The following is a 19,141-nucleotide window of genomic DNA, read 5'->3' on the forward strand; positions in this document are numbered from 1 at the left end:
AATATGAGTGAATATATAGAAATAAAAGGGCTTGAAAACTTTTTTAAAGCTTGTGATAAATTAATAGATATGGATAAACACGGGCAAAGCATTATGGCGGGTGCTGGAGAGAGTATAAGAAATAGCATTATAGACTCTTTTAAAAACGAACGCAGTATTTTTAATGGAAAATGGAAAAGCTTAAAACCAGCTACCATAAAACAAAAGATAAAAGATGGTAAGAATAAAGGAATTTTAAAAAGAGATGGAGAATTAAGCAATGCTTTAAATTGGCAAAGCGAACCTACTAAAAGTGGCGTAAAAGTCTTTAATAATATACAGACTGAAAATGGCTTTAAATATGGTTATGTTCATCAATGGGGAAACAGAAAAAGAAAAATTCCTCAAAGAGCTTTTTTACCCATAGATAATAACAAAGTCTTGCACCCAAGTATAAGAAGTGTGATTTATAAAGATACTAAGGATTTTATTGAAAAAATTGTTAAGAAGTGACAATATGGGGCATTGCATAGCAAGGAATGGTCGGGCGTGGCCTTTAGTGATGCGACTTTTTGGAAAATCGCAATTTTTCAAAAAGTGTTAGCAAGAATGGCAAGGAAGACTAAAGCCTTCCTTTTTCTAAAAACTAGCAAAAGCATTATAGCTTTATTTTTAAAGACTAGCTTTTTAAATTTTATTTTGAAAGGAGTTTGTATGAAAAATAATACAGACAAATTTCTAAAAACTAGTGCACTTACTAAACCTACAAGAACTACACTAAAAGCTCCGTTTGCTTGGGTGGGTGGTAAAAACTATTTAGCTAAAGAAATCATCGCTTTAATGCCTGAGCATAAAAGCTATATTGAAGTTTTTGGAGGAGCTTTAAGTGTTTTTTATCAAAAAAGCGCTTCAAAAATAGAAGTCATTAACGACATTAACGACGAGCTTATTAATTTACATCTTTGTATAAGAAACAAACCCCAAAGCCTAGCAAATGTGCTTAATTCTATGATAATAAGTAGAAAAATCTTTCATATGCTTAAAAATAAAGAAATTAAGCCAAGAAATGACTTAGAAAGGGCTGCTTTTTATTTTTATCTTATCAGTACTTCTTTTGGATCAAGTATGGGACAATTTGCTATGAGTAAACAAAGAGCACCAAAGAGATTATGTAGGGATTTTAGCTTACATACAAAAAGACTTAAAAATGCCAGTATTGAAAATAAAAGCTTTGAATATATTTTAAAAGAATATGATTACAATGAAGCTTTATTTTATTTAGATCCACCTTATGTAGGGACTGAGAATTATTATAAAAACACAGGAGGTTTTGGGCTAAAAGAACATGAACTTTTATGTAATTTGCTTAAAAATATCAAGGGTAAATTTATGCTTTCTTATAATGATTGTGAGCTTATAAGAGAGCTTTATAAAGATTTTAATATTAAGGAATTAAAAGTAAGGTATTCTTTAAATAATAATGTTTTAAAAAGAAAAGAAAGTAAAGAGCTTTTGATTATGAATTTTTAAAAGCTAAGAGAGTAAAAATACTCTCTTTTATTTTAGTAAAGAGCTTAAAAACTTTAGAGCTTCTTTGCTAAAATCTTTATTGCTTTCTTCTAGATACTCTTTATCTAAAATAGCACCGTATTTTAATAAAAGTAAAATCGCTCCAAAATTATTATGAGTTATTGCATAAAACATAGGTTCTTCGCCCATGCATTCTTTAGTTGCACTCATACCATTTTTAAGATATTCTAAAACAAGTTCATTGTTATGGTTGCAAATTGCGTTTATAAAAGTCTTGCTAAAACCTTTTTTGATATCTACTATTACTTTACTCATCTTATCTCCTTTTGTTTTGATAAGACAAGATTAGCTTCGCTTGGCTGAATGTGTGCTGTTGTTTGACATCTTTTTGAAATCAATTTGTATTAACCCAATCTTGCACCACATTTAATAAATGATTATAATCACTACTCATGGCTTCTTTTTGAAATTTACTTATTTCTTCTTTGCTTACACCTGCTTTTTTTAAAGCCTTGCTTACTCTTGCTAGAATACTAAAAGCATTGCCATCTTCGCCAACTAATTTCACATAAACATTAGGATATTTCATCTTTTCTCCTTAAAATTCACAAAAGGTACTTTTTAATTCGTATCTTTGTTTTTCATCATTATATTTAACTACAAATTTTCTACCTATAATATATCTTTCAAACAAAGGAACTTGTATAAGACTTTTATCTTCATTCATCTCAAATCTTTTAGCGATTGAATAAGAGTTTATGCCCATATTATAAATAGTCATAAGCTCTAATATATTATCTCTAGCAAGATAATCTTTTTCTTTTAAAAGCTTTTTGTACAAAATCCTAAATTCACTCTCTAAATCTTGTATGATTTTTTCTTTTAATTCTTTATCGGTGTAATTTTTGATATCTTTCATGTTTATCTCCTTTTTTGATAGAACAACCTTGTGTTTTACACTCTCTGTGAGATTAGCTTGGCTTAGCTTATTGTGTGCTGTCATAGTCTTGAAAGTTCTCCAATTACCACACCAATTAGCAAAAAATCTCCATTTTTATAAAATATATCTTCATATAAAGGATTTAAAGAGTGTAAAATCACTCCATCATCTTGTTTTAAAACTTGTTTTATAAAAAGTCCATCTCTAGTATTAATCACACAAATGCTTTTATTCTTAAAAGTTTTATTTCTATCTATTACACAAATACTTCCATCTTTTATAAGTGGCTCCATGCTTTCTCCATAGCAAGTGATAAACTCACATTCTTTACTACCAAAAAAGTTTAATAGTTTTTCATCCATAATAAGCTCAGAGCAATCTATTAAATCATTTATTCCGCCACCACCCAAACTCGCATTTGTTTTATAAAGCTTTAAAATTTTATATTTATTCTCACATTCTAATTGATCTTTTGGGGAACTTCCATAGAAGAAATAATTAATGCTTATATTCCTCTCATTTAAAAAGTTTAGGATTTGTGGATATGGAATGGAGTTTCTAAATTTCATAGAATTAAAAGTATCTGGGTGGATACCTAATTCTTTAGCTATATCTTTTGTTTTTAAATCTCTTTTGCCTTCACTCGCAAGTATATCCTTTAACTTTTCAATCACTTCTTGCATTTGCATTTTAAATCCTTTGATTTTAACTTCAAAGAATTTAAACATAAAATTTCAAAAAGCAATTAAAAACTTTTGATTTGAAAGATTTTTAATATAAGAGCTTGAAAAATCTAACTTCAAGCTCTCTAAATTGATATTTAAAAACATCTTACTAAGCTATTTTTTTAACAAGATTTCATAAAAAATTGCTTCATTACTTTTTAAGTTTTCTATGTAACTATCTTCCAAAGCTTAATGCCATAGATAGTTACATGCTATTTTTATATAAAAAGTGGTTAAACTATGATTATATAGTGTTTTATGGGGATAGTTACATCAATAAGAAAATATAAAAATACTTTAAGTAAAAATGTAACTATCCTAGAGGGTAAAAAACACTTTTGGGATATAAAATTTAAAATCAAAGCTCGTGTTTATCCATCTTTTAAACAGCATTTAATCACTTTTTTGGGACAAAGCGGACATTTTGGGATATTTGGGATATTTTACGCTTTAGATTAGGAAAGATAAAAAGTTATTTTTGTAAGCTTTAAAATCCTATTATTTGGGATTTTTGCTAAAATTATTTAGGGATAGTTACATGTTCTTTTTAAAATACCCCTTACAGATATTTTAGAACTAAAATCAAAAAAATTTTTAATCTATTTTAATCTATTTTTCACCCCTACTTCCTCTCTCTTTAAAACCTCAAATAATTTTTGATGAAAGGTATCATTTTCAAAGTCTAAAGAAAGCTTTTTTATAAGTTCATTGCTTTTCTTTTTATCTCTATAATTTTGATTTAAAATTTCTTTATTTTTGTTTTCATATCTTCCATTTGGATTAAATTCATAATGATAAATGCAAATTTTAAAAACGGCTATTTTCTCACAAAACATAAAATAAATATAACAAAAAAGCACATCTTCGCCGTAACTCAAACGCTCATCTATTTTAATTTTTTCAAAACTTTTTAAGATGATATCTTTTTTAAAGCACTTCGCCCAAACCGACCAGCAAAAATGCCTTTGCTTGCTTAAGAATTCTAAAAATTCCTTTTGATTCAAAACTTCATCTTGTTTAAAACGATAAAATTGTTTGGTTTTTACCCTATGCACAAAGGCATCAAAACAAAGTAAATCAAAACCTTTTTTCATCTCTTTAAACGCTATTTCACAAGCATCAAGTGTTAAAAAATCATCACTATCTAAAAACATTATAAAATCAGAACTAGAATGTAAAACTCCTATATTTCTACTTGCAAAAGTGCCTAAATTTTCCTCATTTTGAAAGATTTTTATTCTTGGATCTTTTTTAGCAAATTCTAAAACTATATTTAAACTATTATCTTTACTTTTATCATCAATAATCAAAATTTCAACATCTTTTAAAGTCTGATTTATACAACTTTGCAAAGCCCTTGAAATAAAATCACAAGAATTAAAAAGCGGGATTATGATCGAAAGTTGTGGCATATTTTTCCTAAATTTTGTTAAAATAATAAAAACAATTCTATCAAAGTTTAGGAAATTTATGAAAATTTTTATACATCTTCCCACTTGGCTAGGCGATGCAGTGATGGCTTCACTTGCTTTATACGCTATAAAAGAACATTTTAAAAATGCTCAATTTATCCTTTATGGATCTTTGGTTTCCACAGCACTTTTTAAAGAATTTCCTAATTCTAAAATCATCATAGAAAATAAACTATCCCGTTATAAACAAGCTCTATCTTTACGCAAAGAACTTGGTAAGATCGATTTTAGCTTTGCTTTTAGATCTGCGTTTTCTTCTAAGATTATCTTACATATTCTTAAAACAAAACAAAGATATTTTTTTGACAAAAACAAGCACAAAGAAGAACATCAAGTTTTAAAATACCTTTATTTTATAGAAAACTCACTTAGTATAAAAGCTCATTTTAAAGACTTAAAGCTTCCCTTTAAGCTAAAATTTCAAAACCCTCTTGTCTTAAAAAATGGCAAAAAAATTCTAGGACTCAACCCTGGCGCAAGCTTTGGAAGTGCAAAAAGATGGGATGCGAGTTATTTTGCTAAAGTAGCTTTAAATTTCAGCCAAAGTCATGAGATTTTAATCTTTGGTGCAGGAAAAGTCGAACAAGAACTTTGTAATGAAATTTATCAAATTTTAAAAGAACAAAACATAAAAGTAAAAAATCTTTGCAATAAAACCACCATCAAAACCCTTTGTCAAAATATTGCTTTTTGTGATCTTTTCATAACAAATGACAGTGGTCCTATGCACCTAAGTGCGATTTATAAGGTAAAAACCGTGGCTATTTTTGGCCCTACGAAATTTACTCAAACTTCACCTTGGCAAAATCAAAACGCAAAATTAGTACACTTAGATCTAGCTTGTATGCCTTGTATGCAAAAAATCTGCCCTTTAAAACACCACAAATGCATGAAAGATTTAAAGCCTCAAAGGGTTATAGAAGAAGCTAGAAATTTACTTAAAAACCCTCATCTATAATCTGACAAAGCGTGTGTATGATTAAAATGTGCATTTCTTGAATTCTAGCCGTATCATCGCTTGGCACAACAAGATTATGATCACAAAGCTTATTCATCATTCCACCGCCCTTTCCACTAAGCCCTAAACAAAGCATATTAAGTTCTTTTGCTTTTTTAAAAGCTTCTAAAACATTGGGACTTTTTCCACTGGTTGAAATGCCGATTAAAACATCATTTTCATTTCCTAAAGCCTCCACTTGTCTTGAAAAAACAAACTCAAAACCATAGTCATTTCCTATAGCACTAAGCGCTGAAGTATCGGTTGTAAGTGCTATACCTGCTAAAGCCTTGCGTTCTTTTTTATAACGCCCACTAAGTTCAGCTGCAAAATGCTGTGCATCAGCTGCACTTCCACCATTTCCGCAAATTAAAATTTTACCACCTTTTTTAAGACATTCACATAAAAGCTCGCCTATTTTAGCGATTTGTCCTTTTAAAATTTCACTTTCTTGAACGATTTTTTGATGTTCTTGCCATTCTTTTTCTACTAAATTTATCATTTTTTATCCTTAATCTTTTCTATAATCTTACTCGTACTAAATCCTTCTTCAAAATCGATTAATTCAACTCTTGAAACCAAATTTGAACCTACAACAAGTTTATCTTTATAATCAGCTCCTTTAACCAAAATATCAGGCTTTAAAAAGCTTATAAGTTCTAAAGGTGTGTTTTCATCAAAAATCACTACAAAATCTACAAAATAAAAAGCTGCCAACATACAAGCTCTTTGAAACTCTGAATTTACAGGACGACTCTCGCCTTTGAGTCTTTTCACACTCGCATCTGAGTTCAAACCTACAATCAAAATATCGCCTAATCTTTTAGCTTTCTCAAGATATTTTATATGTCCAAAATGCACGATATCAAAACAACCATTTGTAAAAACAATCTTTTTATCATTTTGTTTCAAAAGCGTTAAAAGCTCTTCTTTATTTTTGATCTTTTTCTCAAAACTCATACTTTTAAAACTTCTAATCTCATCAAAACTCACACTCACACTACCTATTTTACTTACCACAACGGCTGCAGCTTCATTGGCAAGTTCACAAGCTTTAAAAATTTCAATCCCATTTGCCAAACAAAAAGCCAAAACGGCAATCACACTATCACCCGCTCCTGTTACATCATAAACTTCTAAGGCTTTAGCAGGTGCGATTTTTAAACCCTCATCAAAAAGCGCAATCCCCACTTCTGAAAGAGTGATGATAGAATAACGCAAAGAAAAATCTTCTTTTAATTTTTTAATCCCTTTTTCTAAATTTTCACCCTCTAAATTTTCAAATTTCAAAGCTTCTAAAGCTTCTTTTTTATTAGGCGTGAGTAAGGTTGCACCGCTATATTTACTAAAATCACTGCCTTTAGGATCAACTAAAACAGGAATATTTAAAGCCTTAGCCTTTTTTATCACAGCCTTGCAAACCTTAGGCGTTAAAATACCCTTAGCATAATCGCTTAAAACCACAGCTTTAAAATCTTTAATCTTTTCATCAAACAAAGCTATAAGTTCATTTTCAAGCAAAATCTCACTTGTATCTTCTTCATCTAGTCTTAAAACCTGCTGATTGTGTGCCATAATGCGATTTTTAAAAGGGGTTTTGCGTCCTTTTTGGATCAAAAATTCTCCTTTTAAATTTTCTTGTAAAAATTTCCCACTCTCATCATCACCCACAACACCAAGCGCAAAAACATCAGCCCCTAAACTTTTTAAATTTGCATAAACATTCGCAGCCCCGCCTAATCTTTTATCTTCCTTAAGAGTTTTAGCTACCAAAACAGGGGCTTCAGGACTGATACGCGAACAATCACACCAAGTATAATTATCCACCATAAAATCCCCTATAATCAAAATTTTAGGTTTTTGCTGGCTTAAAAACTCAAGCATTTACTTCCTTTTCAAAAAGTCTTTTTATCTCATCTAAATAATCTTTAATCCCCTCTTCAAGACTAAATTTTGGTTGATAATCCCAAGTTTGATCTAGTTTTGCTTCAGTATGGAATTGATAAGATTTTACATAAGGATTTGGGATATATTCACAAGGCAAATCAGTCTTTAACTCTTTTTGCAAAATATCGACTATATCTTGAAAGGTTCTTGCTTTACCACTGCCTACATTATAAACCCCGCATTTTGAATCAAGGGCGATTAAATTGGCATTAATAACATCTTTAATATAAGTAAAATCTCTATAAATTTGTTCACTTCTTTCAAACAAGCGTGGATTTTTTCCTGCTAAAATTTGATGGCCAAATTGTAAAACCATAGAAGCGGTTTTGTCTTTATAAAATTCGCCTTTTCCATAAACATTAAAATATCTAAGTCCTACCAAATGAGCTTTATCGTAATATTTTTTCGCTAACTTATCCATCATCAATTTTGAAAAAGCATAAGGATTTTTTGGTTCTTCATCCTTACCTACAGTTTGTGGACTTTTTGCATCACCATAAACCGAAGCTGAACTTGCATAAATAAGCTTTGCATTAAGATCTATGCTAAGTTCTATAAAATCTTTAAAAGTATTTAAATTGGTTTGCAAAACCTTAGTTTGATCAAAAACCGTAGTGTCTGAAATTGCTGCTTGATGAAAAATAATCTCTGGCTTAAAATCTTCAATCTTTTTTAAAACTTTTTCATCGTTAATATCGCCTGCAAAAAGTTCTCCATCAAATTCAAGTAAATTTTTAAAATGTCCAAAACTTTGTAAATTTCCATTTTCAAAAGTCGCACTGCTACGCATTTTATCAATGATTAAAATTTCATGTTTTTCTTGCAAATTTAAAGCCAGTTGCGAACCTATAAATCCTGCACCACCTGTGATTGCTACTCTCATTTAAATGTCCTTTTCTTTAAAAAAACTCAAAATTTCTTTTAAATTTTTAAATTGTCTAAAAAAATCGCCTTCTTTTTTTTCTTCATTTACCAAAATCAAAGTGCCAATATTAGCATTTAACCCTGCTTGCATATCGCTTAGATTATCCCCGATAAAAATAGAATTTTTCATATCTAAATTAAACTCATCTTTTGCTTTTAAAAGCATTCCTGCTTTAGGTTTGCGACATTCACAACCTTCTAAATGCGGACAATGATAAATTTTATCAATTTTTATACCTTGTTTAGTAAATTCTTTAAGCATATAATCACAAAGCTTAAAAAAATCACTTTCCTTATAATATCCTCTTGCAATGCCTGATTGATTTGTCGCTATAAAAAGCAAATATTTTTTAGCTAAAAAATATCTACAAAGTTCAAAAATTCCATCACAAAATTCAAAATCTTCTATTTTATAGACATATTTTTTATCTATATTAATCACACCGTCTCTATCTAAAAATAATGCTTTTGTTTTCATAAAAACATTATAATATAGCTTTTTTGAAAAGAAAATAAACATTATCTTTATTTTCTTAAGATTTTTATAAAAATAAAGATATATAATATCTGGCAATCTAATTTTTACTGAGGAGAAATCAAATGAAAAAATTATTAGTAGTTTCTGCTTTGGCATGTCTTGGTGTTTCTGCTTTTGCTGCAGATGGTGCTACACTTTTTAAAAAATGCGCAGTATGCCATGGTGCAAATGCTGACAAAGTTTACTTAAACAAAGTTCCAGCTTTAAAAACTCTTTCTTCTGCTGAAAGACTTCAATACATGAAAGAATATTCAGAAGGTAAAAGAAATGCTTATGGTCAAGGTGCGATCATGAAACTTAACCTTAAAGGTTTAACTGAAGAAGATTTTAAAGCTATCGAAGCTCATATTGAAACTTTAAAATAATTTCTAAAAAAGGCTTTTCTTTTTAAGAAAGCCTTTTTTTATCCAAAGCTTCTTTTTTACGTCTTTCTAATTCTATAGCATCACGTAAAGAATCCTCATCATCATTTAAAGTAGTAAATTTATAATCATCATCAAATTGCTTATTTTTAATCCCCCAAAGCAAAGTTGCCAAAATGATAAAAAACGCTAAGATAGAAACTCCTATCATCATCATGATTATACTATTCATTCTTTAATCCTTAAAGCATTTAAAACGACTATTATACTACTAAAAGACATAGAAATAGCAGCAAATAAAGGATTTATCATACCCAAAAAAGCCAAAGGTATGGTGCAAGCATTATAAAACAAAGAAAAAGCAAGATTTTGCTTGATAATTTTAAAGGTGTTTTTAGATAATTTGATGGCTTTTTTTAAAGAAAGCAAGTCATTTTTCAAAAGCAAAACATCACTACTTTCTATAGCTAGATCACTTCCTTCTCTTAAAGTCATTGAAACACTTGCGTATTTTAAAGCTAGTGCATCATTTACCCCATCACCTACAAATAAAACTTTGTAATTTTTACTTAAATTTTCTATAGTTTTCATCTTATCTTCAGGCAAACAAGAAGCTTGATAATTTTGAATTTCTAACTTTTTAGCGATTTTTTCCACTGCTTTTTGATGATCGCCACTGAGTATCATTAATTCTTTCTTTTCTTTTTTAAGATAAGCGATAAGCTCTTTTGCACCTTCTCTTAAAACACTATCAAACTCAAAAAAAGCTAAAATTTTACCTTCCTTGGCAAAAATAAAATGCGTATTATCAAATTCTTTAGCCACAATACCCTTTTCTTGCAAAAATTTAGAACTTCCGCCTAAAAGCAACCCTTCATTTAACTCAGCACTTAAACCTTTAGCTTGAATACTCGAATGCTTTTTAAAATCCAAATTTAAATCCTTAGCTCCTTTTTGCTTTAAATATAACACAATATTTTGAGAGATAGGATGTTTAGAAAGTTTTACAAAATTATAAAGCTCGTTTAAATCAAGCGCTTTATCTAAAAAAACCTCTTTAAGTTCAAGCTCTATTTTGGTTAAAATACCCGTTTTATCAAACACCACACAATCACATTTGCTTAAATCTTCTATCACGCTAGAACTTTTAAATAAAATATGCTTTTTTAAAGCCCTACCTAAAGCCACAAGATTGCTCACTGGCGTTGCTAAAGCCAAAGCACAAGGACAAGCGATAATCAAAACTGCAATCGCATTGACTAAAGAAATTTCGAAACTCTCTTCTTTATAAAAAAACCAAAAAGCAAAACAAATAAAAGCGATCAATAAAACCGTTCTAGAAAAATAAGCCAAAAGACTATTGACCAAACTTTCAAGTTTTGCTTTTTTAGAACTTGCAAGTTCTAAAAGCTGGATAATTTGACTGAGTTTTGAATCCTTGTAAAGCTTTGTTGCTTCATACTCCACACTTCCATCAAGCACTATACAAGCTGAAAAAATTTCATCTTCTTTTTGTATGAGTTTTGGGGTATTTTCTCCATTTAAAGAAGAAGTATCTACGCTCATTTCACCACTTTTACAAATCCCATCGATTAAAATTTTATCTCCAGTTTTAAGCAAAATTCTATCCCCCAAACAAACCTTTTGCACTTCTTTAGAGACAAATTCTTTACCATTGAAAACTAAAACTTCATTTTGCAAAAAATCATTAAGCCCATCTATAGTATCTAAAGCACGCTTTTTGCTAAACATCTCAAGATATTTACCTATAAAAACAAAGCAAATTATCATCGCCACAGAGTCAAAATACACCTCCCCTACCCTAAAAAACATGGCCCATAAAGAATAAACATAAGCCAAACTCGCTCCGCTAATCACCAATACATCCATATTTAAACTATGCATTTTTAAAGTTTTAAAAGCACTTTTATAAAAATGAGATCCCGTATAAAAAAGCACAGGAGAACAAAGGATAAATTCAGCAAAATTTAAAATATCCTTAGTGTCCTTATCCATACCGCTAAAAAATCCTGCGTATTTTGCCACTGCTATCCACATGATATTCATCACACAAGCTATAGCCACAACAAGCTTAGAATAAAATTCCCTTTTTAGTAAATCCGCTTTTTTTGAAGCCTTGCTCGCATCATAAGCACTCGCTTTATAGCCTATGCTTTCAATAAGTCTTAAAATTTGCACCAAAGAAATGCTTTGCTCATCAAAAACAATGCGTGCTTTATGGTTTAAATGATTAATATCAAGTTCTAAAATTCCTTCTTGTTTGGTTAAAATTTTCTCATTAAGCCACACACAAGCTGCACATTCTATACCGTGTATCATGAGATAAATTTCACTAAATCCTTCTTTGGTTTTAGTGATAAACTCATCATAATTTTTCATTTCATTTTGAAAATTTACAGGGCTTAAAGTTTGATTTCCAAGCTTTTCATAAAACTCATCTAATCCACTTTCATGCAAAATTTCCCAAACGCTCTTACAACCTTTACAACAAAAAAATTTACCCTTATACTCTATCATTTGGGCTTGTTTATAATCAAGTTTGCAATGTTCACATTTCATAATCATTCTTTAAAAAAATATTTTTTATAATTATAAACAAATTTGACAAAAAGTGCATTTTTTTATTAAAATCACATTTTACAAAAATTATTCTGCTAAATCTTACGAGGACTTATGGAAAAAGAAAAAAAACAACATCAAAGAACCCACGTTCCAGTGGAAGGTTATAAAATCGAAGAATTAAAATTATTAGATTTAGAAAATCTAGTTAAAATCGCCAATGAATGCGAAATCGAAAACCCGAGAGAATTTCGCCGCCAAGAACTTATTTTTGAAATTTTAAAAGCACAAACAAAAAAAGGCGGTTTTATACTTTTTACAGGGATTTTAGAAATTTCTTCCGAAGGTTATGGCTTTTTAAGAGGTATGGACTCTAATCTTAGCGATAGTGTTAATGACGCTTATGTTTCAAATTCACAAATTAAAAAATTTGCTCTGCGTGTAGGCGATATCGTTACAGGACAAGTTAGAGAACCAAAAGATCAAGAAAAATACTACGCTCTTTTAAAAATCGAAGCGATCAATTATCTGCCTTTACAAGAAGCCAAAGAAAGACCTTTGTTTGATAACTTAACCCCTATTTTTCCAACAGAAAAAATCAAACTCGAATACGATGCAATGAAGCTTACAGGTCGTGTTTTGGATCTTTTTACTCCTATAGGAAAAGGACAACGCGGGCTTATCGTTGCTCCACCACGCACAGGTAAAACAGAGCTTATGAAAGAACTTGCTACTGCTATTGCAAAAAACCACCCAGAAATGCATTTAATCGTACTTTTAGTCGATGAAAGGCCTGAAGAAGTTACCGATATGCAAAGATGTGTAAAAGGGGAGGTTTTTAGTTCTACTTTTGATTTACCTGCTTATAATCATGTGCGTGTAGCCGAACTCGTGATAGAAAAAGCCAAAAGAATGGTAGAAACAGGCAAAGATGTTATCATCTTACTTGATAGTATCACAAGACTGGCACGTGCTTATAACACCGCAACTCCAAGCAGTGGAAAAGTCCTAAGCGGCGGGGTGGATGCTAATGCCCTACACAAACCAAAACGCTTCTTTGGTGCAGCTAGAAATATAGAAAATGGAGGCTCTTTAACCATAGTTGCTACAGCTTTAATTGATACAGGTTCAAGAATGGATGATGTGATTTTTGAAGAATTTAAAGGCACAGGAAATAGCGAAATAGTTCTTGATAGAAATATCGCCGATAGAAGAATTTATCCTGCGATTAATATCATCAAATCAGGAACAAGAAAAGAAGAATTGCTCCAAGGCGTAGCAAATCTTCAAAAAATTTGGGCAATCCGTTCAGCGATTTCTCAAATGGATGATGTTGAAGCGTTGAAATTTTTATATTCTAAAATGCTTAAAACCAAAGACAATGTAGAACTTTTATCTATAATGAACGAGTAGAAAATGCTTCAAGCTTTAGCGATTAAATACAGACCAAAAACCTTTGATGAACTCATAGGACAAAAGACAGTTAGCGTAAGTTTAAAATACGCCCTAAATCATAATCGCTTAGCTCATGCTTATCTTTTTTCAGGACTTAGAGGAAGTGGAAAAACTTCAAGTGCTAGAATTTTTTCTCGTGCTTTAGTTTGCGAACAAGGACCAAGTGATACTCCATGTGGCACTTGCAAACACTGTCTTGCAGCACTTGAAGGCAAACATATAGACATTATAGAAATGGATGCTGCAAGCAACCGTGGGCTTGAAGATATACAAGCCTTAATCGAACAAACCAAATACACCCCTTCTATGGCAAGATTTAAAATTTTCATCATTGATGAAGTACATATGCTTACCCCACAGGCTGCAAATGCGCTTTTAAAAACCTTAGAAGAACCCCCAAGTTATGTTAAATTTATACTTGCAACCACAGATCCTTTAAAACTTCCAGCTACTGTGCTTTCAAGAACACAACATTTTCGCTTTAAACAAATTCCACAGAGTGAAATTTTAAATCATCTTAAAGAAATTTTACTTAAAGAAAATGTTAAATTTGAAGAAGAAGCTTTAAAATTTATAGCAAGAAGCGGCAATGGATCTTTAAGAGATACTTTAACCTTGCTTGACCAAGCTATTATTTTTTGTCAAAATGAAATCAGCATTAGTAAAATTACAGATATGCTAGGATTTTTAGATCCTCAAAAAATCAAAGCCTTTTATCAGGCTATCTTAACAAAAGACAAGGAAAAAGTTTTTGTGTATTTAGAGGAATTACAAGACTATGAAGCCTCAAGCGTGATTGATGAAATGCTTTTTTATTTAAAAGAAAGTTTTTTTGCAAAAAGCACAGAATTTTCTACTTTAATTTATGAAAGATTTTTCCGTATTTTATCAAAAGCTAAGAATATGCTTTGCGATGATGATGGTTTTACGCTTTGTGTTATGGCTTTTATGATGATGGAAGCAAGTCATTTAAAAGAAATTGACGCACAAATCCAAGAAATCAAACAAGAAAATACAACAAATATTATACCTAGGATCACACCTTCTCCTATCATACCTCATCTTGAGAAAAAAACAGAAAAAAATGCTTATGAAATCTTGCTTGATAGTATTTATGATAGGGATTTTGATCTTGCAGAATGCTTTAAACAAAGCACAAAATTTATTAGTTTTGAAAACAATACCTTAAATATAAGCTCAAACGCACAAGGACAAAATCGCGATACACTCAATAAAGGTTTTAAACTCATACAAGAACTTTTTAAAGCTAAATTTGGAGAAAATGCTAAAATTAATGTGCAAAAAGCACTAACAATTGATGAAAATAAACTTCAATCCTTAACTCAAGAATTACCAAACAATGAAAATAAAAACATAGATATTCAAAGTTCTATTAATATGCTTAAAGAAGGGGCCAAAAAATTTGACCCACAAGAAGATCTTAAAGAGGCTCTTAAAGATTGTTTTGGAGAGCCTAGTATAGAAAATTAATCATCATTTTTAAGAGAGATGAAAATCAAAGCTAAAAACATATAAGTTACCAATCTTGTAGTATCAGGTAGACCGTTCCAAACCTTACTCATCCACATTCCAAACCATTCTGCAACAACTACTTGGAAGGCAAAAAACCATAAAATACACAAGTTAAAGAAATAATCCCAAAAAAATCTTAGCATTATGAAAGCTTTGAGCATCTAAATTTCTAGCTTTAAACATATCATAAGCACCTTTTTTAGAGCTGTTAAGGCAATAAAAGTTTCAAAAAGAATAATTGCTATATAGCCTATATGATGAATCACGGGAGAAGTAATAGCCATATAAACTATAGCATTACCTAAATAAATCAGGCTTTGTATCCATACTCATCACATGCGAAACAAATTGGAAATTAGAATTGTAATCTGTCACATTTCCAAAAACCACTATACCTGCTAACGATACAACGGTAAGCAAAATAATAATTTTTGAAAATCTAATCATTTTGCTTATGCAAAAACATTTTTGTTACATTTATACTCTTTTAATAATATATTTTAGTAATATTAATTATATATAATATATTATTAATAAAAATTAAATTTTTAAATTCTTTTAAGTCTTAAAGAATTAAGCACTACAGTAATAGAACTAAAACACATTGCAAGTGCTGCTATATGAGGACTTAAAGAGATAAAAGGTATAAATCCTGCCGCGATAGGAATGCAAAGCACATTATAAATAAAAGCCCAAAAAAGATTTAGCTTAATAATACCGCGTGTTTTTTTAGCAAGTTTAAAACATTTAAAAATCGCTGATAAATCATCTTTTATCAAGATAAAATCTCCTGTTTTTTTAGCAAGTTCATTTGCCTTTGAAAAACTCATACTCACACTTGCAGCAGATAAAGCCGCCGCATCATTGATCCCATCTCCTACAAAAAGAGTTTTTTTAAATTTTTGAATGATTTGTAGTTTTTCTTCACTCTTAAGCTGAGCGTGAAATTCGTCTATTTGTAATTCTTTGGCTATTTTTTCTACATTTTTTACATGATCGCCGCTTAAAATAAAAGTTTTAAGATTTTGCTTTTTTAAATTTAACACAAGCTCTTTGGCTCCATCTTTTAAAGCATTGCTTAACAAAACACCGCCTAAACACTTTTTATTCTTAGCAAAATACACCCTAACATATTCTTTAAAAGTATCAAAAAAGATATCACTTTCTTTTGTGTCAATTTCATTTTCGTGCAAAAACTTCGCACTACCTGCGAGATAAATATCATTATCTTCTTTGTATTTTATACCAGAACCCACAATCACTCTTCCCTCACCCTTTAAATCAAAAAAATGATCTTTATGTAAAGCCTTAGCTATAGGATGAGAGCTTAAACTTTCAATTTGACATAATTTATCAAAATCATCTTTAGAAAGATTGTGTTTAAAAATACTCAAATTTTCCTTTGTTAATGTACCCGTTTTATCAAAAAAAGCATACTTAACTAAGGCTAATTTTTCTAAAGCAGCAGGATTTTTAATAAGAATGAAATTTTTTGCCGCATTTGCACTTGCCACAACCAAAGCTATAGGCGTTGCAAGACCTAAAGCACAAGGACAAGAGATCAAAAGCACAGCACAAGAGTGTAAAAAAGCTGTATTTAAATCTGCTTTTAGCACCCAAAAAACAAAAACTAAAAAAGCAAAAAATATTATACCCCCTACAAAGTATTTAGAAATTTGATCTGCTAAATTTGCCAAAGGACTTTTGATACTTCCTGCTTCAAAAACTAGATTTTTGATTTGTTCTAAAGTACTATCCATGGCCTTTTTGTTTGCTTTGATCCTTAAAGCACCATTTAAAACTACTGCTCCTGCTTGAACTTCATCGCCTTCTTTTTTTAAAACAGGCAAAAACTCCCCATTTAAAAAACTCATATCAAGCTCTGCACTCCCTAAAAGCACTACTCCATCTGCAACAATGCTTTCTCCTTCTTTTACCAAAAGTACATCGCCACTTTTGACAAAAGAACTTGAAATTTCTTTGATACTTTCATCTTCAAGCAAAATTTTTGTCTTTTTTGTGTCTATATTTTCTAAAATTCTTTGATAATCTTGTGCCTTAAATTTAGCCTTACTTTCAAGATATTTTCCTAAAAGCACAAAGGAAATAATCATCATTGCACCACTAAAATACAAATCTTCTTCTTTGAAAATTTGCAAATACACCAAAAAAGAATACACAAAAGCACTCAAAGTCCCCAAAGCTACAAGGGTATTCATATCTAAATTTTTGCTTTTAAAGCCTAAAAAAGCATGAGAAAAAAAGTCTCTCCCACAATAAAATATCCCAAAAAAACTCAAAGCCATTTGGATATTTTGAGAAAAAGAACTTTTAACAAACATTTCAAAATACATAATAATCACACTCAAAACTATACTTAAGAGCAAATTTTTTCTTAATTCTAAGTGTTTTTTTGCCTTGTATGCGTTCAAGCTTTGTTCATCTTCTAAAATTTCAAAGCCTAAATTTTGAATTTTTGCGATGATATCCTTGCGTTTTTTTTGATCTTCAAGTAAAAAAACCCCGCTAGAATTCACATAAGAAACACTAGCATCTTTAACACCATCAATTTTTTTACAAGCTCTTTCTATAGCATTAGAACAATTAACGCAAGTCATTTTGCCTATTTTTATACGCAATTCTTCCATTATAAACGCTCTACGATCTCAAAACCTAAATCTTGAAATTCTTTTGTAAAATTTGATACTTGATTTTCTTCTAAATTTAAACTTAAAATTTTTTGCTCCAAATCCACTTCTATATTTCCAAATTCATCTTCAAGAGAATTTTTGATCAAATTTACACAATTTATGCAATTAACATTTTTTACTTTAAATTTCATTTTCACTCCTTATAGGTTGTATGGTAATGTGCCCGATTTCAAATTCATGCAACAACTTATGAGATAAATCCTGAGATAGTTTTTCAAATTCCTTTAGATTGCAAACTCTTACTTTTAAATGCATAGAGGCTACTAGCATTTTATTAGTGATTTGAGTAATATGCAAATCCACTACCTCATCCACACTAGGATTTAAAAGCAAAACTTGTCTTACTTTTTCTATATCCACAGGAGAACTTTCAAGCAAGACATTAGCACTTTGTTTAAGTAAGATAATCGCCCATCTTAAAAGCAAGATTGATAATACAATAGCTAAAATCGTATCTATATAAACAATATCACTAAAATACACCACAATCCCACCTATAATAACCGCTAAAGAACCCAATAAATCGCTCATCATATGCAAAAAAGCGGACTTCATATTGACATTTTCTAAATTTGCACCCTTAAACATCATCAAAGCATTAATCCCATTTACCAAAAAGCCCAAAATAGCTACAATTATCATGGTTTTAGCGTCAATTTCTTTTGGATTGATAAATTTTTCTATAGCCTCATAAATGATAAATAAAGCCGATAAAATAATGGTTAAAGCATTGATAAAAGCCACTAAAACTTCAAGACGAAAATACCCAAAGGTCTTTTGATGATCTTGCCATTTTTCTACAGCTATAATGGCTAAAAAACTAAGAGCTAAGGCAAAAACATCAGAAAACATATGCAAAGTATCGCTTAAAAGTGCCAAAGAATTTGAAAGGATTGAATAAATAAATTGCACAAGCATCATAGAAAAAGTCATTAAAAGAGAAATTTTTAAAATCTTTTTATCCACACTCCTTGCATCGGCATGGGAATGATGATGTTCATGAGAATGTTCTTCGTGATTATGATGACAAGATTTGTTAGCTAAAGGCTCGTGTGATAAAAATTTATACATTTTATATCCTTTTTTGCTTGACATTTTAAGATATTAAGCTAAAAAGGATATAAATATTTGTTATTTTTATAAAAATTAAAAGTCAAAAAGCTCGCCTAGCCAACTTTCTTTCTTTTTCTTTTTATAATAGTCATTGTGCTGATGATAAGCTGAGTCATTATATCTTGACTCTTGTCTTGGAGCTTGGTTAAAATTTGCTGTATTAGGGACACTGCGTTCTATGATTTTGTCAAGCTCTCCACGATCAAGCCAAACGCCACGACACTTTGGACAATAATCAATCTCAACTCCACTCCTATCACTCATAACCAAATCTACATTACAAACTGGACATAACATACAATACCTTTTTTTAAATTTTTGACTTAAAATTATAA

23 protein-coding genes are annotated in these 19,141 nt (G+C 30.3%); 6 read left to right on the forward strand and 17 right to left on the reverse strand.

The genetic code is table 11. The features are described 5' to 3' along the window. Positions 1-3: 3 nt before the first annotated feature. Positions 4-492, forward strand: coding sequence for a phage virion morphogenesis protein (locus tag FBE87_RS05855; RefSeq protein WP_002865380.1), 489 nt, complete (start codon positions 4-6; stop codon positions 490-492). 201 nt (positions 493-693) lie between these two features. Next, positions 694-1,509: a DNA adenine methylase gene (locus tag FBE87_RS05860; RefSeq protein WP_052777351.1), complete on the forward strand. Its 816-nt coding sequence runs from the start codon at positions 694-696 to the stop codon at positions 1,507-1,509. A 27-nt stretch (positions 1,510-1,536) separates the two neighbouring features. Here the strand turns inward: FBE87_RS05860 and FBE87_RS05865 are convergent, their stop codons facing one another. The 5 genes from FBE87_RS05865 to FBE87_RS05885 all read right to left on the reverse strand — a co-directional run bounded on the left by FBE87_RS05865 (position 1,537) and on the right by FBE87_RS05885 (position 4,586). Beyond that, positions 1,537-1,824, reverse strand: a complete 288-nt coding sequence (locus FBE87_RS05865; RefSeq protein WP_002865289.1) for a hypothetical protein — start codon at positions 1,822-1,824, stop codon at positions 1,537-1,539. Between the two features lie 79 nt (positions 1,825-1,903). Beyond that, the gene (locus tag FBE87_RS05870; protein ID WP_002843339.1) at positions 1,904-2,098 is read right to left on the reverse strand and encodes a hypothetical protein; all 195 of its coding nucleotides are present in this window, start codon (positions 2,096-2,098) and stop codon (positions 1,904-1,906) included. 9 nt (positions 2,099-2,107) lie between these two features. Beyond that, positions 2,108-2,428: a hypothetical protein gene (locus tag FBE87_RS05875; protein ID WP_002865000.1), complete on the reverse strand. Its 321-nt coding sequence runs from the start codon at positions 2,426-2,428 to the stop codon at positions 2,108-2,110. 80 nt (positions 2,429-2,508) lie between these two features. After that, the gene (locus tag FBE87_RS05880; protein ID WP_052791646.1) at positions 2,509-3,138 is read right to left on the reverse strand and encodes a LexA family transcriptional regulator; all 630 of its coding nucleotides are present in this window, start codon (positions 3,136-3,138) and stop codon (positions 2,509-2,511) included. Between the two features lie 635 nt (positions 3,139-3,773). Next, positions 3,774-4,586, reverse strand: coding sequence for a glycosyltransferase family 2 protein (locus FBE87_RS05885; protein WP_002868601.1), 813 nt, complete (start codon positions 4,584-4,586; stop codon positions 3,774-3,776). Between the two features lie 58 nt (positions 4,587-4,644). Here FBE87_RS05885 and waaF point away from each other — a divergent pair, with 58 nt between their 5' ends. After that, positions 4,645-5,604, forward strand: coding sequence for a lipopolysaccharide heptosyltransferase II (gene waaF, locus FBE87_RS05890; RefSeq protein WP_002868600.1), 960 nt, complete (start codon positions 4,645-4,647; stop codon positions 5,602-5,604). On the opposite strand, the gene gmhA is transcribed toward waaF, so the two are convergent. From gmhA to gmhB, 4 genes are read right to left on the reverse strand one after another with little or no spacing between them, the layout of a single operon-like run. Further along, positions 5,585-6,145: a D-sedoheptulose 7-phosphate isomerase gene (gmhA, locus tag FBE87_RS05895; RefSeq protein ID WP_023890815.1), complete on the reverse strand. Its 561-nt coding sequence runs from the start codon at positions 6,143-6,145 to the stop codon at positions 5,585-5,587. The two genes, waaF and gmhA, sit on opposite strands and share 20 nt — an antisense overlap. After that, positions 6,142-7,527, reverse strand: a complete 1,386-nt coding sequence (rfaE1, locus tag FBE87_RS05900; RefSeq protein WP_002896702.1) for a D-glycero-beta-D-manno-heptose-7-phosphate kinase — start codon at positions 7,525-7,527, stop codon at positions 6,142-6,144. Before rfaE1 ends, gmhA begins: the two co-directional genes overlap by 4 nt. Next, the gene (rfaD, locus tag FBE87_RS05905; protein WP_052854610.1) at positions 7,520-8,473 is read right to left on the reverse strand and encodes an ADP-glyceromanno-heptose 6-epimerase; all 954 of its coding nucleotides are present in this window, start codon (positions 8,471-8,473) and stop codon (positions 7,520-7,522) included. The genes rfaE1 and rfaD overlap by 8 nt, the downstream gene beginning before the upstream one ends. Further along, complete coding sequence (gene gmhB / locus FBE87_RS05910) at positions 8,474-9,034, reverse strand: D-glycero-alpha-D-manno-heptose-1,7-bisphosphate 7-phosphatase (RefSeq protein WP_052854612.1); 561 nt, start codon at positions 9,032-9,034, stop codon at positions 8,474-8,476. It lies immediately after the preceding gene. 80 nt (positions 9,035-9,114) lie between these two features. Between gmhB and FBE87_RS05915 the strand changes: the two genes are divergently transcribed. Further along, the gene (locus FBE87_RS05915; protein ID WP_002852762.1) at positions 9,115-9,417 is read left to right on the forward strand and encodes a cytochrome c; all 303 of its coding nucleotides are present in this window, start codon (positions 9,115-9,117) and stop codon (positions 9,415-9,417) included. Between the two features lie 22 nt (positions 9,418-9,439). Here FBE87_RS05915 and ccoS read toward each other — a convergent pair whose 3' ends face one another. Then, positions 9,440-9,646, reverse strand: a complete 207-nt coding sequence (ccoS, locus tag FBE87_RS05920; RefSeq protein WP_002852798.1) for a cbb3-type cytochrome oxidase assembly protein CcoS — start codon at positions 9,644-9,646, stop codon at positions 9,440-9,442. Next, positions 9,643-12,000 carry a heavy metal translocating P-type ATPase gene (locus FBE87_RS05925; RefSeq protein WP_085524822.1) on the reverse strand — a complete coding sequence of 786 codons (2,358 nt, stop codon included), beginning with the start codon at positions 11,998-12,000 and terminating at the stop codon, positions 9,643-9,645. Before FBE87_RS05925 ends, ccoS begins: the two co-directional genes overlap by 4 nt. A gap of 108 nt (positions 12,001-12,108) precedes the next feature. On the opposite strand from FBE87_RS05925, the gene rho reads away from it, so the two are divergent. Together rho and FBE87_RS05935 are read left to right on the forward strand one after the other, a co-directional pair. Then, positions 12,109-13,407, forward strand: a complete 1,299-nt coding sequence (gene rho, locus FBE87_RS05930; RefSeq protein WP_002852852.1) for a transcription termination factor Rho — start codon at positions 12,109-12,111, stop codon at positions 13,405-13,407. A gap of 3 nt (positions 13,408-13,410) precedes the next feature. Then, positions 13,411-14,940, forward strand: a complete 1,530-nt coding sequence (locus FBE87_RS05935) for a DNA polymerase III subunit gamma/tau (RefSeq protein WP_002873531.1) — start codon at positions 13,411-13,413, stop codon at positions 14,938-14,940. On the opposite strand, the gene FBE87_RS05940 is transcribed toward FBE87_RS05935, so the two are convergent. The 6 genes from FBE87_RS05940 to FBE87_RS05970 all read right to left on the reverse strand — a co-directional run bounded on the left by FBE87_RS05940 (position 14,937) and on the right by FBE87_RS05970 (position 19,103). Next, positions 14,937-15,125 (reverse strand): DUF2165 family protein, encoded by a 189-nt coding sequence (locus FBE87_RS05940; protein ID WP_168940544.1) that lies wholly within the window; start codon positions 15,123-15,125, stop codon positions 14,937-14,939. The genes FBE87_RS05935 and FBE87_RS05940 overlap by 4 nt on opposite strands. A 154-nt stretch (positions 15,126-15,279) precedes the next feature. Beyond that, positions 15,280-15,429 carry a DUF2165 family protein gene (locus FBE87_RS09375; RefSeq protein ID WP_139847559.1) on the reverse strand — a complete coding sequence of 50 codons (150 nt, stop codon included), beginning with the start codon at positions 15,427-15,429 and terminating at the stop codon, positions 15,280-15,282. A gap of 101 nt (positions 15,430-15,530) precedes the next feature. Then, on the reverse strand, positions 15,531-17,630 hold the full coding sequence (copA, locus tag FBE87_RS05955) for a copper-translocating P-type ATPase CopA (RefSeq protein WP_100626272.1): 2,100 nt from the start codon (positions 17,628-17,630) through the stop codon (positions 15,531-15,533). Further along, complete coding sequence (locus FBE87_RS05960) at positions 17,630-17,824, reverse strand: heavy metal transport/detoxification protein (protein ID WP_100621745.1); 195 nt, start codon at positions 17,822-17,824, stop codon at positions 17,630-17,632. Before FBE87_RS05960 ends, copA begins: the two co-directional genes overlap by 1 nt. Beyond that, positions 17,814-18,764 carry a CDF family cation-efflux transporter CzcD gene (gene czcD, locus FBE87_RS05965; protein WP_002852858.1) on the reverse strand — a complete coding sequence of 317 codons (951 nt, stop codon included), beginning with the start codon at positions 18,762-18,764 and terminating at the stop codon, positions 17,814-17,816. Before czcD ends, FBE87_RS05960 begins: the two co-directional genes overlap by 11 nt. Before the next feature lie 75 nt (positions 18,765-18,839). Beyond that, positions 18,840-19,103, reverse strand: coding sequence for a zf-TFIIB domain-containing protein (locus FBE87_RS05970; RefSeq protein WP_002831611.1), 264 nt, complete (start codon positions 19,101-19,103; stop codon positions 18,840-18,842). Positions 19,104-19,141 lie beyond the last annotated feature (38 nt).

Source organism: Campylobacter sp. CFSAN093246 (assembly GCF_012889415.1).
Taxonomy (GTDB): domain Bacteria; phylum Campylobacterota; class Campylobacteria; order Campylobacterales; family Campylobacteraceae; genus Campylobacter_D; species Campylobacter_D jejuni.

Coding starts and splice junctions, on each gene's coding strand:
- FBE87_RS09375 (WP_139847559.1), bottom strand. CDS start 15,429: ATGATTAGATTTTCAAAAATTATTATTTTGCTTACCGTTGTATCGTTA.
- FBE87_RS05865 (WP_002865289.1), bottom strand. CDS start 1,824: ATGAGTAAAGTAATAGTAGATATCAAAAAAGGTTTTAGCAAGACTTTT.
- FBE87_RS05875 (WP_002865000.1), bottom strand. CDS start 2,428: ATGAAAGATATCAAAAATTACACCGATAAAGAATTAAAAGAAAAAATC.
- gmhB (WP_052854612.1), bottom strand. CDS start 9,034: ATGTTTATTTTCTTTTCAAAAAAGCTATATTATAATGTTTTTATGAAA.
- ccoS (WP_002852798.1), bottom strand. CDS start 9,646: ATGAATAGTATAATCATGATGATGATAGGAGTTTCTATCTTAGCGTTT.
- czcD (WP_002852858.1), bottom strand. CDS start 18,764: ATGTATAAATTTTTATCACACGAGCCTTTAGCTAACAAATCTTGTCAT.
- FBE87_RS05855 (WP_002865380.1), top strand. CDS start 4: ATGAGTGAATATATAGAAATAAAAGGGCTTGAAAACTTTTTTAAAGCT.
- gmhA (WP_023890815.1), bottom strand. CDS start 6,145: ATGATAAATTTAGTAGAAAAAGAATGGCAAGAACATCAAAAAATCGTT.
- FBE87_RS05940 (WP_168940544.1), bottom strand. CDS start 15,125: ATGCTAAGATTTTTTTGGGATTATTTCTTTAACTTGTGTATTTTATGG.
- FBE87_RS05880 (WP_052791646.1), bottom strand. CDS start 3,138: ATGCAAATGCAAGAAGTGATTGAAAAGTTAAAGGATATACTTGCGAGT.
- rho (WP_002852852.1), top strand. CDS start 12,109: ATGGAAAAAGAAAAAAAACAACATCAAAGAACCCACGTTCCAGTGGAA.
- FBE87_RS05870 (WP_002843339.1), bottom strand. CDS start 2,098: ATGAAATATCCTAATGTTTATGTGAAATTAGTTGGCGAAGATGGCAAT.
- FBE87_RS05860 (WP_052777351.1), top strand. CDS start 694: ATGAAAAATAATACAGACAAATTTCTAAAAACTAGTGCACTTACTAAA.
- FBE87_RS05885 (WP_002868601.1), bottom strand. CDS start 4,586: ATGCCACAACTTTCGATCATAATCCCGCTTTTTAATTCTTGTGATTTT.
- FBE87_RS05960 (WP_100621745.1), bottom strand. CDS start 17,824: ATGAAATTTAAAGTAAAAAATGTTAATTGCATAAATTGTGTAAATTTG.
- waaF (WP_002868600.1), top strand. CDS start 4,645: ATGAAAATTTTTATACATCTTCCCACTTGGCTAGGCGATGCAGTGATG.
- rfaE1 (WP_002896702.1), bottom strand. CDS start 7,527: ATGCTTGAGTTTTTAAGCCAGCAAAAACCTAAAATTTTGATTATAGGG.
- FBE87_RS05970 (WP_002831611.1), bottom strand. CDS start 19,103: ATGTTATGTCCAGTTTGTAATGTAGATTTGGTTATGAGTGATAGGAGT.
- FBE87_RS05915 (WP_002852762.1), top strand. CDS start 9,115: ATGAAAAAATTATTAGTAGTTTCTGCTTTGGCATGTCTTGGTGTTTCT.
- copA (WP_100626272.1), bottom strand. CDS start 17,630: ATGGAAGAATTGCGTATAAAAATAGGCAAAATGACTTGCGTTAATTGT.
- rfaD (WP_052854610.1), bottom strand. CDS start 8,473: ATGAGAGTAGCAATCACAGGTGGTGCAGGATTTATAGGTTCGCAACTG.
- FBE87_RS05925 (WP_085524822.1), bottom strand. CDS start 12,000: ATGATTATGAAATGTGAACATTGCAAACTTGATTATAAACAAGCCCAA.
- FBE87_RS05935 (WP_002873531.1), top strand. CDS start 13,411: ATGCTTCAAGCTTTAGCGATTAAATACAGACCAAAAACCTTTGATGAA.